This window comes from Cupriavidus sp. MPR-AND1C, assembly GCF_058809705.1.
The window spans coordinates 17,535-31,723 of sequence record NZ_JBXASU010000009.1 but is presented as its reverse complement, the minus strand read 5'-3'; the positions used below and the strand labels follow the sequence as shown (position 1 = coordinate 31,723).

General features: G+C 63.8%; 11 protein-coding genes. All 11 read right to left on the bottom strand.

The features are described from left to right. Window positions 1-2: 2 nt before the first annotated feature. Window positions 3-1,154, bottom strand: coding sequence for a hypothetical protein (locus tag AC1RWI_RS07780; protein WP_492865522.1), 1,152 nt, complete (start codon window positions 1,152-1,154; stop codon window positions 3-5). Between the two features lie 52 nt (window positions 1,155-1,206). Further along, entirely contained in the window at window positions 1,207-3,183 is a 1,977-nt protein-coding gene (locus tag AC1RWI_RS07775; RefSeq protein ID WP_492865520.1) for a polysaccharide biosynthesis protein, read from the bottom strand. After that, window positions 3,174-4,349, bottom strand: coding sequence for a DegT/DnrJ/EryC1/StrS family aminotransferase (locus AC1RWI_RS07770; protein WP_492865698.1), 1,176 nt, complete (start codon window positions 4,347-4,349; stop codon window positions 3,174-3,176). The genes AC1RWI_RS07775 and AC1RWI_RS07770 overlap by 10 nt, the downstream gene beginning before the upstream one ends. Before the next feature lie 52 nt (window positions 4,350-4,401). Beyond that, window positions 4,402-5,028: an acetyltransferase gene (locus tag AC1RWI_RS07765; RefSeq protein ID WP_492865518.1), complete on the bottom strand. Its 627-nt coding sequence runs from the start codon at window positions 5,026-5,028 to the stop codon at window positions 4,402-4,404. After that, window positions 5,025-5,618, bottom strand: coding sequence for a sugar transferase (locus AC1RWI_RS07760; RefSeq protein ID WP_492865516.1), 594 nt, complete (start codon window positions 5,616-5,618; stop codon window positions 5,025-5,027). Before AC1RWI_RS07760 ends, AC1RWI_RS07765 begins: the two co-directional genes overlap by 4 nt. Before the next feature lie 157 nt (window positions 5,619-5,775). Beyond that, the gene (gene wecC, locus AC1RWI_RS07755; RefSeq protein WP_492865514.1) at window positions 5,776-6,996 is read right to left on the bottom strand and encodes a UDP-N-acetyl-D-mannosamine dehydrogenase; all 1,221 of its coding nucleotides are present in this window, start codon (window positions 6,994-6,996) and stop codon (window positions 5,776-5,778) included. Further along, window positions 6,996-8,120 carry a non-hydrolyzing UDP-N-acetylglucosamine 2-epimerase gene (gene wecB / locus AC1RWI_RS07750; RefSeq protein ID WP_492865696.1) on the bottom strand — a complete coding sequence of 375 codons (1,125 nt, stop codon included), beginning with the start codon at window positions 8,118-8,120 and terminating at the stop codon, window positions 6,996-6,998. Before wecB ends, wecC begins: the two co-directional genes overlap by 1 nt. A gap of 40 nt (window positions 8,121-8,160) precedes the next feature. Then, entirely contained in the window at window positions 8,161-9,414 is a 1,254-nt protein-coding gene (locus AC1RWI_RS07745; RefSeq protein WP_492865512.1) for a glycosyltransferase family 4 protein, read from the bottom strand. Then, window positions 9,411-11,249 carry a heparinase II/III family protein gene (locus AC1RWI_RS07740; RefSeq protein ID WP_492865510.1) on the bottom strand — a complete coding sequence of 613 codons (1,839 nt, stop codon included), beginning with the start codon at window positions 11,247-11,249 and terminating at the stop codon, window positions 9,411-9,413. The genes AC1RWI_RS07745 and AC1RWI_RS07740 overlap by 4 nt, the downstream gene beginning before the upstream one ends. Before the next feature lie 25 nt (window positions 11,250-11,274). Continuing rightward, window positions 11,275-13,416, bottom strand: a complete 2,142-nt coding sequence (locus AC1RWI_RS07735) for a bi-domain-containing oxidoreductase (RefSeq protein WP_492865508.1) — start codon at window positions 13,414-13,416, stop codon at window positions 11,275-11,277. A 20-nt stretch (window positions 13,417-13,436) separates the two neighbouring features. Then, window positions 13,437-14,189, bottom strand: a complete 753-nt coding sequence (locus AC1RWI_RS07730; protein ID WP_492865506.1) for an AglZ/HisF2 family acetamidino modification protein — start codon at window positions 14,187-14,189, stop codon at window positions 13,437-13,439.

Sequence of the window (14,189 nt, the reverse complement as noted above, 5' to 3'; positions counted from 1 at the left end):
CCTCAATTCTTGCGGAAGCTGCCCGCAGAGATAAAGCGAATCACATTTTCACGCCAGAAGAACGCGGCACCCGCCAGGCCAAACAGCAGCGCCAGGGCCACGATGACCAGCTGTGGCGTGGGCATCTCGGGACGTCCCGGCACCGACGGTTTGGCCAGGAACTGCGCCTGAGACTGGAAGCGCGCCGTGATGTGTGCAATGTCGGCCGCCAGTTCCGCGGCTTTCTCGCGCTCCGCACCCGTCTTCGCGTCCTTGGTCCGCGAGGCAATCACGACAGCCAGCTTCGTCACGCTGTCGCCTCCGCTGGAGGCGTCGGCAATGGCGCTCTCGACATCTTTCACCATTTGCCGGAAATACACCTGCTGCTGGTCTTGCCGGTCCAGGGCCTTGATTTTGGCCTGGTAGTCGATGATCTCCGACTCGGCGCCAATCAGCTGTGCCAGGGGCGAAATGAACTTTTCGTTATCCCGGCGCACTTCAACCGCCTGGGAATTGTCACGACGCGCGGCTTCCGGATATTCGGCCAGTACGCGCTTGAGAGCATTGGCGCGCATCTTCGCCTGCTCGATCGAGAACTCGAGCTTTAGCTTGCGCTCTGCCGCGCGCTCCGAGAACTCCTGGCTCTGTGCCGCCCAGCGGAATACCTGGTCTCGCACGGCCTCGCGCGTGGCGATATCCTTGAAGTAGCTGCCCAGCCAGTTCGTGATCGCGGCCGCCTCGATCGGCGTCGAGCCTACCGCCGACAGGCGGACGCCCAGGTACGAGGTGGGCACCACGAGCTTCTCGTCGGATTCGGTCTGCTCCATCTGCCGTTGGCGCTGACGCACCTGCTCCTGTTCCAACTGGATGATCAGGTCCGGCAGTTCACGCGAATCAACCTTGCTGATCTTGGGCACCGGCGTCTGCCAGTCGCTGGTCACGACCGAGCGGATCAGCTTCTCGCGGTCATAGCCGACCACATCCTTCGGCGGCGCTACCGCGGCAAACTGCCTGAGCGTCTCGGCGTCGCTCGCAAGCTCGGCAATCCGCTTGTACTCGCTGGTGGTCATCTCGACATGGATGACACCCACCGACTTGTACTTGAGCACCGGTCCATAGCCCAGCGCGGCACCTATGGCGGCCCCCAACGCCGTCGACACCAGTACCGCGATCAACTTTCTACTCACCTGCATTCAGGCTCTCCCATCCAATATTTGTTTACCTGTCTTATGTGCGGCCAACCATGCGCGACTCGATCGCCACAACATTGGCTGGAGCGCCTGCCAGTTCCGGGGCGTAGCCATGCACCAATGTACGCAGCAGACTCTTTATTTTTTCAACGTCGCTGTCGAGCGCCGCTTGGCGCATCTCCATCAGCATCGGGACCAGCTTCATCCAGGGCAGGAAATCCTCGTGCGCCTTCATGATCCGCTCGTGTTCCGTGCCCTCCGGGCTATTGCCGATCAGTAGTTCCTCGTAGAGCTTCTCGCCGGGCCGCAACCCGGTGACACTGATTTCGATATCGCCATCCGGATTGGCCTCGTCCCGCACCGTCAGGCCCGACAGTTTCACAATGCGCCGCGCCAGATCCATGATCTTGACCGGCGGCCCCATGTCCAGCACGAACACATCGCCACCATGGGCCATCGCGCCTGCCTGCAGCACCAGTTGGGCCGCCTCCGGAATCGTCATGAAGTAGCGCGTCACTTCTTCATGCGTCACCGTCACGGGGCCGTCCTGGCGAATCTGCTTGCGGAACAGGGGCACCACGCTGCCGCTGCTGCCCAGCACATTGCCGAAGCGCACCATCGCGAACAGCGTGCGATTCTCGATTTCCTGATCGGCCGGCTCGCCAGGCATCGCGAACGACAGCGTCGAGCTCGACGACATCGCCTGCAGTACCATTTCCGCCACCCGTTTGGTCGCCCCCATCACATTGGTGGGACGCACCGCCTTGTCGGTAGAAACCAGGACGAACAGTGACACGCCCGTCTCCATGGCCACCCGCGCAGCCGTCAGCGTGCCGAATATGTTGTTCATCACGCCTTCGGACGGGTTGCACTCCACCAGCGGCACATGCTTGTAGGCTGCCGCGTGATAGATCGTGGCGGGCCGGTACAGCTCGCAGATCTCGCACATGCGTCCATAGTTGCCCACGCTGGCCAGCCGCGGCAGCAACTCCACGCTCAGCCCGTGATCCGCGCACAGGGTGACCAGCTCGTGATGGATGGCGTAAAGCCCGAACTCGTTGTGCTCGACCAGCACCAGTTGGCGCGGCCGTTCCCGCACGATCTGCCGGCACAATTCGCTGCCGATGCTGCCGCCGGCGCCCGTGACCAGCACCACCTTGCCGGCCAGGTTGCGGGCCAGCAGCTCCGGGCTGGGCGCAACCGCCGCACGACCCAGCAAATCCTCGACATCGAGTTCCTGGAAATCGTGCACCGTGACCTTGCCCGACGCTAGGTCAGCCATGCCCGGCAGCGTGCGAACGTGCACTGGCAGATCCCGCAGCCGCGCAATGATGGCGTTCCGTCCTGCACGATCCATCGACGGGATCGCCAGCAGGATGTCGGTGATACCCATGTGCTCGACCGCGTGTTCCACTTCGTCCGGGCTGATGATGTCCAGGCCATTGATGGTGCCGCCGATCTTCGTCCTGTCGTCGTCGATGAAGCCGAGCAGCGTGAACTGGCGTGAGACACCCAGCGCGGATGCGGTCTGCACGCCGGCTTCTCCGGCACCATAGATCAGCAGGCGACCTTCGCCGATCGCGCCCGACGACCGGCCAGCCAGCCAGTAGCGTGCCACCGCGCGGCTGGCGCCGACGAACAGCAGGAACAAGATCGGCTGGATCAGGCCAACGCTGCGCGGTACCCCTTCCCAGGTGAACAGGACCAGCACCAGGAAAAACGTGGCGCCATAGAAACCGACCGCCTTGGCCGTCGTGCCAAGCGCGGCCATGCCGGTGTACCGGAAAATCGCCCGGTACAGCCCGAACCGGACGAAGAACGGGAACGCCAGCAACGGTGCCGCGAGATAGACGTAAGGCTGCTGCAGCACTGGCATGCCAGTCTGGTCCGTACGCAGATAGAAGGCGCACCAGACCGAGACCACTAACAGGATCAGGTCCAGCGCCACCACGACAAGCCGCTTGGCCGGGCGCGGAAGCGCCAGCAGCGGCTCGGCAATCCGACTCAACGACATGCTTGCCCCAGTACCTCGGTCATCACCGAGCAGGTCTTCGCGATCTCGGCGTCCGTCAGCGTCGGGTGGACCAGGAACATCAGACTGGTTTCGCCCAGTTCGCGTGCCGTCGGCAGCCGCACCTCAGGGCGCCAGCCGGTGCCGTCGAACGCTTTCTCCAGATAGACTTCCGAGCACGACCCCTGATAGCAAGGCACGCCAGCGGCGTTGATCGCCTCGACGATCCTATCTCGGGTCCAGCCACCCGCAAGACGCTCCGGGCGGACGTAGACATAGCACTTGTATTGCGCGTGAACGGTCTCCGCCGGCAGCGCAGGAACCCGCACCACCGGCAACCGCGCGGCGGCGTTCCAGATGTCCTGGGCGTTGGCCGTACGCCGTGCCGTCCACTCGGTCATGCGCTGCAGCTGCATGCGACCCAGCACGGCCTGCATTTCGAGCATGCGCCAGTTCGTGCCGAAGCTTTCATGCAGCCAACGGAAACCAGGCGGATGCTGGCGCTCGTACACGGCCTCATAGCTCTTGCCATGGTCCTTGAAGGCCCACATTGCGCGCCAGACCCCCTCGTCGCTGGTCGTGACCATGCCGCCTTCGCCGCCGGTGGTCATGATCTTGTCCTGGCAGAAGCTCCACGCCCCGACGTGTCCGATGCTGCCAACCTGGCGTCCGCGATAGACCGCGCCATGCGCCTGCGCGCAATCTTCGATCACCTTCAGCCCATGCTTCTCGGCCAGCGCCATGATCGGGTCCATGTCGCAGGGCCAGCCGCCCAGATGTACGCAGATGATGGCCTTCGTACGCGGTGTCAGCACGCGCGCGATGGTCTCGGCAGACATGTTGCCGCTCTCGGAATCCACGTCCGCGAAGACCGGGATCGCCCCGGCATTCACCACGCAAGACGTGCTCGCGATAAACGTCCGCGGCGCCACGATGACCTCGTCTCCGGGCCCGATGCCCAGCCCCTTCAGCGCAAGGTCCAATGCCAGCGTACCGTTGGCCAGCGCGATGGCATACCGCGTGCCGGTCCACGCCGCGAATTCCTTCTCGAACTCACGGCATTCCGTACCTGTCCAGTAGTTGACCTTGTTCGACAGCAGTACCTGGCTGACCGCGTCGGCCTCTTCCTTCATGAAACTCGGCCAAGGGGAAAAAGGAGTATTTAGCATAAGAGTCGAGTGCCAAAAATCAATCATAAATATCGCCGCAAAGCCCCCGCGATCAAGCTCGCGCGCGCGGCACTGCCGGACAACCTGTCACGGTCACACCATGTTCTACCGCCCGGACAACCACCGCTCCTGCTCCCACCACGACGTTGTCTCCAATCTGGATGCCCTGCCGGACCGCCGCGCCAACGCCCACCCAACTGCAGGCGCCGACTATCACGTTGCCCGACAGGTGCGCCCCGGGACTGATGTGCACGCCGTGCGCCAGCGCGCAATCGTGGTCGACCGTTGCACCGGTGTTGACGATGCCGGCCGGTCCGACCACGGCATCTGCATTCACCACGGCATTCGCCATGACGACGGTGCCTGCACCGAGGCGTGCGAACGGGCTCACATAGGCACGGGGATGCACGACCGTCGCAATATGCGCTCCGGCATCCTGCAGCTGGCCTTGCAACTTCCAGCGCACGGCGCAGTTGCCGATGGCAACCACCACGCCATCGAAGTCGCCCACAAACGCGAGCAATGCCGCGCTGTCGCCAACCACCGGCCAGTGGCCGTTGTCGGCACGCGATGGCCACGCATCGTCGAAAAAGACGATCTCCTGCCAACCCGCGGCGAGCGCCGCATCGGCGACGACCTTGCCGTGCCCGCTCGCGCCGAGGAGCGCCAGCCGCTTCATGGCTTGTTGCCCGTAAACTTCGACATCGTCGCCTCGCCGGCCGCACTGATACCCTCGCGCACGATTACCTTGCGCACGGTCGCCCACAGAATGCGGATATCCAGCCAGAGCGAACGGTGGTCGACATACCAGACATCGAGCTTGAACTTGTCTTCCCAGCTTAGCGCATTCCGTCCGTTCACCTGCGCCCAGCCCGTCACACCAGGCCTCACCTCGTGGCGGCGCGCCTGCTCTTTCGAGTAAAGAGGCAAGTATTCCATCAGCAACGGCCGCGGCCCTACGAGGCTCATGTCGCCCTTGATCACATTCCAGAGTTCGGGCAACTCGTCGAGGCTGGTGCCACGCAGGAATCGCCCGAAAACCGGCAGGCGGTCCGCGTCGGGCAGCAGGTTGCCCTCAGCGTCGCGTGCGTCGGTCATGCTGCGGAACTTGACCATCTCGAACGGCTTGCCATGCAGTCCCGGGCGCACCTGCCGAAAGAACACAGGGCTGCCAAGCTTGCGGCGCACCATCCAGATCAGGATCAGGATCGGGACGGCAAGTACCGCCAAGGCAACGCATGCCATCACGATGTCAAAAAGGCGCTTCATTTGTAGATATCTGGTTCTTCATGCCCACAGCCCTTGGCAGGTCCGCCGTGATCGCGATTTCCTCGCGGGCCGCACGCAACCTGGCCGCGCGCGCCCTTGCCTGTCATCGCGGCCACAAGGGAGGCAGACCCGCCGCGCTCGCAGCCACGCATTCGCGTTACGTCAGTGCGCCGCAGAAATCGAGCGCCTGGGCGCGCACCAGCTCGGCACGCACGTCCGGGTCGGCAAACTGGCGATGCTTGACCAGCAGCACCAGCACGTCGGCCTGCGCAATGGCGTCTTCCAGCGACACCAGCGTGAATGCGTCGTGCGACTCGATGTTCGGCTCCACCGCCACCACGTCGTAGCCCTGCTCCTGCAGCGCGGCGGCGATGTGGACAGCCGGCGACTCGCGCAGGTCGTCGATGTCCGGCTTGAACGCCAGGCCCAGGCATGCCACTTTCGGCTTGCGGTCCACGCGTGCCGAGGCATCGGCCACAGCAACCTTGACCTGCTGGATCGCCCACTCGGTCTTGTAGTTGTTGACCTCGCGCGCCGAGCGGATGAGCTTTGCATTCTCGGGGTCACGCGACACGATGAACCACGGGTCCACGGCGATACAGTGACCGCCCACGCCGGCACCGGGCTGCAGGATGTTGACGCGCGGGTGGCGGTTGGCCAGCTGGATCAGGTTCCAGACGTTGATGCCTTCCTTCGCGCAGATCATCGACAGCTCGTTGGCGAACGCAATGTTCACGTCGCGGAAGCTGTTTTCGGTCAGCTTGCACATCTCGGCGGTCTTCGCGTCGGTTTCCAGCACCGCGCCATGCACGAAGCTGCGATAGAAGCTGCTAACGGCATGTGTGTCTTCAGGCTTCAGGCCACCCACCACGCGATCGTTCTCGACGAGCTCGGTCATGATCTTGCCCGGCAGCACGCGCTCGGGGCAGTATGCCATGTGCACGCGTGATACATCCACGCCCGCGGCCGCCAGTTCGTCAGCCATGCGCTGGGTCGTGCCCACCGGCGAGGTGGACTCGAGGATCACCATGTCGCCCGGCTTGACCAAGCTGGCAATGCCACGCGTTGCGGCCAGCACGTAGTCGATGTTCGGCTCGGGGATGCCTTCGCCTTCATGGAACGGCGTCGGCACGCAGATCATGTACACGTCAGCCTCGCGCGGCGTCGTGAATGCCTGGAGGCGACCCGCCGTGACGGCCGAGCGCACGAACGCATCCAGATCGGGCTCGACGATATGCACGCGTCCCTGGTTGATCGTTTCCACCGCATGGACGTTCAGGTCCACGCCCACCACCTGGAAGCCGTTGCTGGCCAGTAGCGCTGCAGTCGGCAGCCCGATGTAGCCCAGGCCCACCACGCACACCATCTTCTTTGTCATTACAGGGTCCTCAATACGTTGATGATCTTCTCGCAGGCCTTGCCGTCGCCATACGGATTGTGGGCGCGGGCCATGGCCTTGTACTCTTCTTCGTTGTCCAGCAGTGCGCTCACATTGGCGATGATGGCGTCGCGGTTGGCGCCCACCAGGCGTACCGTGCCAGCCTCGACCGCCTCGGGACGCTCCGTGACCTCACGCATCACCAGCACCGGCTTGCCGAGGCTCGGCGCCTCTTCCTGGATGCCCCCGCTGTCGGTCAGCACGATATGCGCGTGCTTGAGCAGATAGACGAAGGGCTCATAGTCCAGCGGCTCGATCAGATGCACGTTGTCCAGCCCGGCCAGGATCGCATTGACGGGCTTCTGGACGTTCGGGTTAAGGTGCACCGGATAAACGATATGGACGTCCGGATAGCGCTCCGCCAGCGACTTCAGCGCATCGCAGATCTGCAGGAAACCGTCACCGAAGTTCTCGCGGCGATGTCCCGTGACCAGTACGAAGCGCTTCTGCTGCCAGGCAAACGGCAGTTGTGCGTCGAGCTGGGCAGTCAGGCGTTCGCGGCGTTCCAGCGATTGCTCGATCCGGTCCAGCACCCAGAACAGGGCGTCGATGACCGTATTGCCGGTCACGGCGATGGACGCCGCCTCGACACGCTCCGCCAGCAGGTTCTCACGGCTGGTTGCCGTCGGCGCGAAATGCCACTTCGTTACCCGACTCACCACCTGCCGATTGAATTCCTCCGGGAACGGCGCGTACACATCGTGCGTGCGCAAGCCGGCTTCCACGTGCCCGACGGGCACCCCTGCATAGAACGCCGCCATCGATGACGCCAGCGTGGTCGTGGTATCGCCATGCACCAGCAGCACATCGGGCTTGTGCTCGCGCAGCACGTCGCGCATGCCCAGCAGGACCGCCGACGTCACGTCGTAGAGATCCTGCCCGGTGCGCATCACGTTCAGGTCGATGTCGGGCTTGATGTCGAATACGCGGAGCACCTGGTCCAGCATCTGGCGGTGCTGGGCGGTCACACAGAAATGCGTCTCGAACTCTTCGGGCAAGGTCTGTAACGCGTGGTACAGCGGGGCCATCTTGATGGCCTCGGGCCGCGTGCCGAAAACGAGCATGACCTTGGTCTTGCGATTGCCTCTCACTTCTTCCCCTTTGTTATGTGAGATCACAGCGTTGCGCCATCACCGTTCCGCGCGGCGCCGCATTTTCCAGTGTTTGCAGCCATTGGGCCGCCAACAACGACCGGTCGAAATCGCTTTCCGCCAGCGCACGCGCGCGCTGGCCCATGGACCTGAGCCCATCCCGGTCATTTGCGGCACGTTCCAGTGCGTCGGCAAATGCCGCCGCATCGGCAGACGGTACCGCGAAGCCACAGTCATGCCCCGAAATCATCTCCGCCAGCCAGCCAGGATAGTTGTTCAGCACGGGCAGGCCTGCCGCGATGTAGTCGAAGAACTTGTTGGGCGACGTACCATAGTAGAACGCAGGCACATTGGCCAGCAGCTGCAGGCCAAGATCCGTTGCGGCCAACAGGCCGGCCAGACGGGTCTTGTTCACCGGCGCATGGAACACGACGTTGTCAAGGTTCTCGCGCTTGGCGCGCGCCTCGAGCGACGGCTTGAGCTTGCCCTGCCCGATCAGCACGATCTTGATGTCCTGCCGGCCGCGGCGCTTGAGTTCCGCAGCGGCATCGAGCACGGCATCGAGCCCGTTGGCCATGCCGTGCGTGCCCGCGAATACGGCCATCAGGTCGCCCGGGCCCACCTGTTCCGGGCGCCACGGATCGACCGGCGCTCCGAAAATGCCCAGATCGCAGCCGTTAGGCACCATGACAATGCGATCACGCGGCACGCCACGGTGCGCAATGCCATCCACGATCCCAGGAGACAGGCCGATCAGGCGATGAGCCGAGCGGTAGCTGGCCCATTCCAGCAACCCCATGGCCCACAGGACCGCCGGATTGCGGATCACTCCCATCGCTCGCGGCAACTCGGGCCACAGGTCGCGCACCTCGAACACGAAGCGCTTGCGGCGCAGCCAGCGCGCCAGGATGCCGGGAATGCCGGCCGTCAGCGGTGTCGTGGTTGCAAATACCACGTCATAGGTTTCGGCGAAGGCAATGCCGACGCTGCGCATGGCAAACTTCAGGAACGTCATGGCGCGCCGGACGAAGCCGTCGCTGTTCGAATAAGCCAGGTTGAGTTCGATGACATCGATACCGTCGACCGTGCCGCGGCGCATGCCACCGGCGAACGGTGCCTCCAGGCCGGTATGACCGCCCGCGAAGCTCCCACATACCATGGTGACCGAATGCCCGCTTTCGACGAGGCGTCGCGCCATGGCATACGAGCGAATGCCGCCAGTGCCGCGCGGCGTCACGAAGTGTTGGTGGAAATACAGTACTTTCATGTCGTCCAATAGTACCGGGACACCAATGTGCAGCCCTGATGAACCTCGAGCTCCAGCACCGGCGCCGGCGTCTTTTCCAAATAGTGCAGCGACTCCCACCCTTCGACCAGTTCGCACCGTTCGACAGGGGCCGTGGCCGTTACGACCAGGCGCTCGCCACCCGCTTCGCTGACGACCACGCCGGCACCGTTCTGTGCCGGCTCCACGCGCCACTGACCTGGCCGCAGGCGCCACCGAAGCACCGCGCAGCGCGCAAATCCGCTGACTTGATCCTCCACCTCGAACCGGTCGTCGTGCAGGCGCAGCGCGCGACGATGGTGGGCGCCCTGCCGGTCACGATACGAAGCGCCAACCGTCACCGGCGTGCCGCCATGCAACGGCTCGATCGCTTCCGTCTTCAACCAGTCGCCAAACAGAAAGCGCGACAGCCGCGGCATCTGCTCACGCCCATCAAACTGCACGGTGTTATGACTGCTCACACCGCCAAAATAATCCAGCCAGCGCGGCTCGGTGTTGTAACTGAACGTACCTGCGTCACGCAGGTGCGCCTTGCCGTTCCACCATAAATCGACGTGCAGCCCATCGGCCTGGCATGGCCGGAAGCGGAACCGCGGATACCTAAACAGCGCCATGGCGCGCCCTTTGCGCAACACGGCAAATCCACCATCGTCGGCCTGCATGTTGCCCGCTGCTGCCGCGCCCTCGCCGCCTTGCGGCACGGCGAGCCAGCGTGTCATGGCATCAGCCGACGGGTCGTTTTCGTACGCCACCCTACTATGGAAGACCGCCACCGCAAGCTGCACGCTCGGCCGGAAGTCACGATATGGCGCATTGGTCAGCGGCAACAGGCGCGCCCCGTCGTTGGCCCCGATATTCGGTACGTCGCCGGTCTGCGGATCGGTCATCGCGTGCAACCAATCGGTCGCCGCACGCGCACGTCCATACCACGCACCGCTGAATTCTGGAGCGTTGAGCAGGCTGCGCCACGTTTCCACCCAGCTGAAGGTGTCGAGCATCAACCGGTGATAGTTCACCGAATACTGGCTGAACGTACCCTGTGCACCAATCAGCCTGGCCGCACGGTTCTCCAGCAGCTTGCGGCCCGCTATCGCCCACTGCCGCGCACGCTGCACGCCGGACAAGCCCAGCCACGTGCCGCCGATGAACAGCGCCGCTGCCTCGGACGTCCCATGGTTGTTGTCCTGTGCCATCGCATAGGACACCGTCGGGGCAATACGCTGCAGATGCAGTTCGACCAGCGCCTTCAGGCCAGGCGCCGTCTCGTGCACCTGACCGAGGATCATCGCGGCAGCGGCCAGATGCATCACGCGAATGGACGCCTCCTGCCCACACTTCCAGTTGGGTCCTGCATAGGGCGCATTGCGACCGCACCAATCGCCAAGCCAGGCGTTCAGCCGCGCAAGCGCTGCCGCATCACCCTGACGGGCCCGCTGCGCAAACGCGAGCACCCAATCCATGCGGGATGCCTCCCAGATAGCCTTGATATCGCCAACCCGCGGATCGAAATCCGGAATCTGCCACCAGGCGCGCTCGGGGCGTTCCACGCGTGCACCGCTCAACGGGTTGGCGAACCAGTCGGGCGGCGTATCACCCACCGGCACGGGCCAGTATCCGAACCACTTCGCTTCGTGCTGCCAGCCCGACACCACGGGCGCGTCCAGCGGCGCCAGGCGCGACGCCTCGAAAAAAGGCGCAACAGGCACGGCCGCATGCAGGCGTCGCACCTTGTTGACGCCAATTCGCACCCCCACGCGATAGCCGACCGCGCGGGCGATGTTGGGAAGCCCTAACGCCATGGCGGTACGTGCTTTCATCCATTGGCGGTTCATGGTGCGTGCATCACTGGCGGCGGAGCAATTCCGCCACCTCGATGCTCGCCCGCGCCACCTCGAAGATCTCGTCGGCCGGGATCGCAGGCGTACCGCTTTCGATCGCGGCGAGGAAGGCCGCTGCGCAGGCGTTCTGCCCCTTGTCCTGGCGCCACAGGTTCATCTTGCGGAAGCCGGGCCATCCGAAGCCGGTGAGTCTGCGGAAATTGTCGAGCTGGAGCACACGGCCTGCGGCAAACACCTCGATGCGTTCCTTCGGGAAGCTGGCAGCGCCATTAGCCAGGTACATGATCGTGCCGAAGGACCCGTCCTCGAAGCCAAACGTGATCGACGCCTTGTCTTCGGTAATGGCCACGCCGGGCGTATCGCCCATGCGCCGCGCCTGGATCGACACGATCGGCGAATCGGCCAGAAAGCGCATCAGGTCGATGAAGTGGCACGCCTCACCAATGATACGGCCACCACCGACGGCGTTGTCCTGCGTCCAGTGGTTGGACGGAATGGCCCCGGCATTCATCGTCATGATGAACGACTTGGGCTCCTTGACCGACGCCAGCAGCGCCTTCATCTTCTGGACTTGCGGCGAGAAGCGACGATTGAATCCGACCATGATCTGCGGCGCCCGCGCCGGCTGGCGCGCCCGTGCCTCATCGAAGGCACGCTGGGCCTGGGACAGGCCGTCGATGTCGATGGCAAGTGGCTTTTCGACGAACACGTTCTTGCCCGCCGCAAGCGTCTGCGCGACGAACCGCGCATGGGTATCGTGGCGGGTAACGATGACCACGGTGTTGATCGCGTCGTTCGCGAGCATGCCGGCCAGATCTGTGGAGGCTTCGGCAAAGCCTGCCTTCTCGCCATGGATGACGCCGTTGATGCCGCCGGCCGTGACGATGCTGTGGAACTGCGCCCCCGCCGTCTTGAAGGCCGGAATCAGCATGCGCGACGCATAGTTGCCCGCGCCGATGAATCCGAGTACCGGCCGCTGCTTGTCATACACAGGCGTGGCAGCGAGCGGCACGGAACGCAGCATACGGGTTTCGGGCGCCGACCGATACTGGAGCAGGATACCCAGCGCCGACTTGTCGGCCGTCAACTGGTCGTAGGCTTGCGCGGCATCGTCGAACGAGTATCGATGCGTCACCAGCGATTTCACGGCAAGCTGGCCACTGGCCATCATGTCGAGCACGGCTTCAAAATTACGCTGTTCAGTCCAGCGAACAAAGCCGATCGGATAGTCGATGCCCTTTTCCTCGTAGCTCGGGTCATAGCGGCCCGGACCGTACGAACAGGAGACCTGGAAACTCAGCTCCTTCTCGTAGAAGTCCGCACGATTCAGGCTAAGGCCGGTCACACCCACGAGGACGATACGGCCACGCTTGCGCGACATGCGCGCCGCCTGCGTCACCGGATCGGTCGACTTCGTCGACGCAGTGATGATCACACCATCCACGCCACGGCCGCGACTGAACGCCATGCCTGCAGACACCGGATCCTCTCCGGCCCCCGGATTGCAGGTCTGGGCGCCGAACTGGCGCGCCAGTTCCAGCTTGCCCTCGTCGAAATCAATCGCCAGCACGCGGCAACCGTGCGCGCGCAGCAGTTGCACGGTGAGCAGGCCGATCAGGCCCGCACCCACGACGACGAACGCCTCGCCCAGCGTCGGCTGGGCCAAGCGCATGCCTTGCAGGCCGATACTGGCCACCACAACGAACGATGCGGCTTCGTCGTCCACCTCGTCAGGCACCTTGGCACAAAGGTTCTTGGGTACCTTGACGACATCGGCGTGCGGCCCGTTGGACACCACGCGGTCGCCAACCTTGAAGCCCTCCGCGCCGGCACCGACTTCTGCAACGCGGCCGACATTGCAGTAGCCCAGAGGCAGCGGCTGCGCCAGCTTCGAGCGCACGGCATCCACCGTCGTCAGCAGCCCATCCGTCTGGACCTTTTCCATGACCATGCGGACCTTCTCCGGCTGCTGGCGCGCCTTCTCCAGATAGGATGCCCGGCCGAAGCCCACCAGCATCCGCTCGGTGCCTGCCGAAATCAGGCTGACCGCCGTATGGACCAGCAGGCCGTCGCGGCCTGCGGAAGGCGCGGGCGCTTCAGCGATATAGGTCGCGCCCTTGCCCATGTCTTGCAAAATCTGCTTCATCGAAATTCCTGGAAATCGCTTCAGGCGCCCTTGGCCGGACGTGCGTAATTGATCAGCACCGCGCGATACGGCCCCTTGAATACGAACATGCTGCCCGCGGCGGCACCCACCACGCCCACGGCGTCGATCAACGCCTGCATGTCGTCGGTGCTGCCTGCGCCGCCCACAAACGTCAGCGGCGTGGTGACTGCCGCGCGCACCTGCTTGGCCAGCGCGAGATCATAGCCACGCATTTCCCCATCGCGATCGATGGAATTGATCGTAATTTCGCCAGCGCCCAGTTCCGCGACCTGCTGGCAGAAATCGATCAGATTCAGCTTGCACTTCTCCTGGGCGTTATGAGTGAACACCGTATATCCGCCAAGCAGCTTGTTCTTCTTGGCATCAAGGGTCACGACCACGCTTTGCGCGCCAATGGCCTCGGCTACCTCACGAATCAGTTCGGGACGCTCCACCGCTGCCGAGCTGATCGACACCTTCTCAAATCCGAGCGCGATGATCTTCGCCGCCTGGGCGGCACTCGTGATGCCGCCACCATAGGCCAGTGGCATGCGCGATTCCACCGCAAGGCTGCGCAGCAGCTCGAAGTTCGGCGTCTTGCCATGCACGGTGGCATCGATGTCAATGAACATGAGCTCATCGACTTCCTTTTCGTTGAAGATCTTCACCGCGTTCAGCGGGTCGCCAACGTACTTGGGGTCCTTGAATTGCCGGGTCTTGACCAGGCCACCGTCATGCATCAGCAGGCACGGGATAATTCGAGAGCGCAGCAT

Bases quoted from the DNA above. Each gene is read 5' to 3' on its own strand.
- AC1RWI_RS07770 (WP_492865698.1), bottom strand. From the start codon at position 4,349: ATGCTAAATACTCCTTTTTCCCCTTGGCCGAGTTTCATGAAGGAAGAG.
- AC1RWI_RS07765 (WP_492865518.1), bottom strand. From the start codon at position 5,028: ATGAAGCGGCTGGCGCTCCTCGGCGCGAGCGGGCACGGCAAGGTCGTC.
- AC1RWI_RS07745 (WP_492865512.1), bottom strand. From the start codon at position 9,414: ATGAAAGTACTGTATTTCCACCAACACTTCGTGACGCCGCGCGGCACT.
- wecC (WP_492865514.1), bottom strand. From the start codon at position 6,996: ATGACAAAGAAGATGGTGTGCGTGGTGGGCCTGGGCTACATCGGGCTG.
- wecB (WP_492865696.1), bottom strand. From the start codon at position 8,120: ATGCTCGTTTTCGGCACGCGGCCCGAGGCCATCAAGATGGCCCCGCTG.
- AC1RWI_RS07730 (WP_492865506.1), bottom strand. From the start codon at position 14,189: ATGCTGCGCTCTCGAATTATCCCGTGCCTGCTGATGCATGACGGTGGC.
- AC1RWI_RS07775 (WP_492865520.1), bottom strand. From the start codon at position 3,183: ATGTCGTTGAGTCGGATTGCCGAGCCGCTGCTGGCGCTTCCGCGCCCG.
- AC1RWI_RS07740 (WP_492865510.1), bottom strand. From the start codon at position 11,249: ATGAAAGCACGTACCGCCATGGCGTTAGGGCTTCCCAACATCGCCCGC.
- AC1RWI_RS07735 (WP_492865508.1), bottom strand. From the start codon at position 13,416: ATGAAGCAGATTTTGCAAGACATGGGCAAGGGCGCGACCTATATCGCT.
- AC1RWI_RS07760 (WP_492865516.1), bottom strand. From the start codon at position 5,618: ATGAAGCGCCTTTTTGACATCGTGATGGCATGCGTTGCCTTGGCGGTA.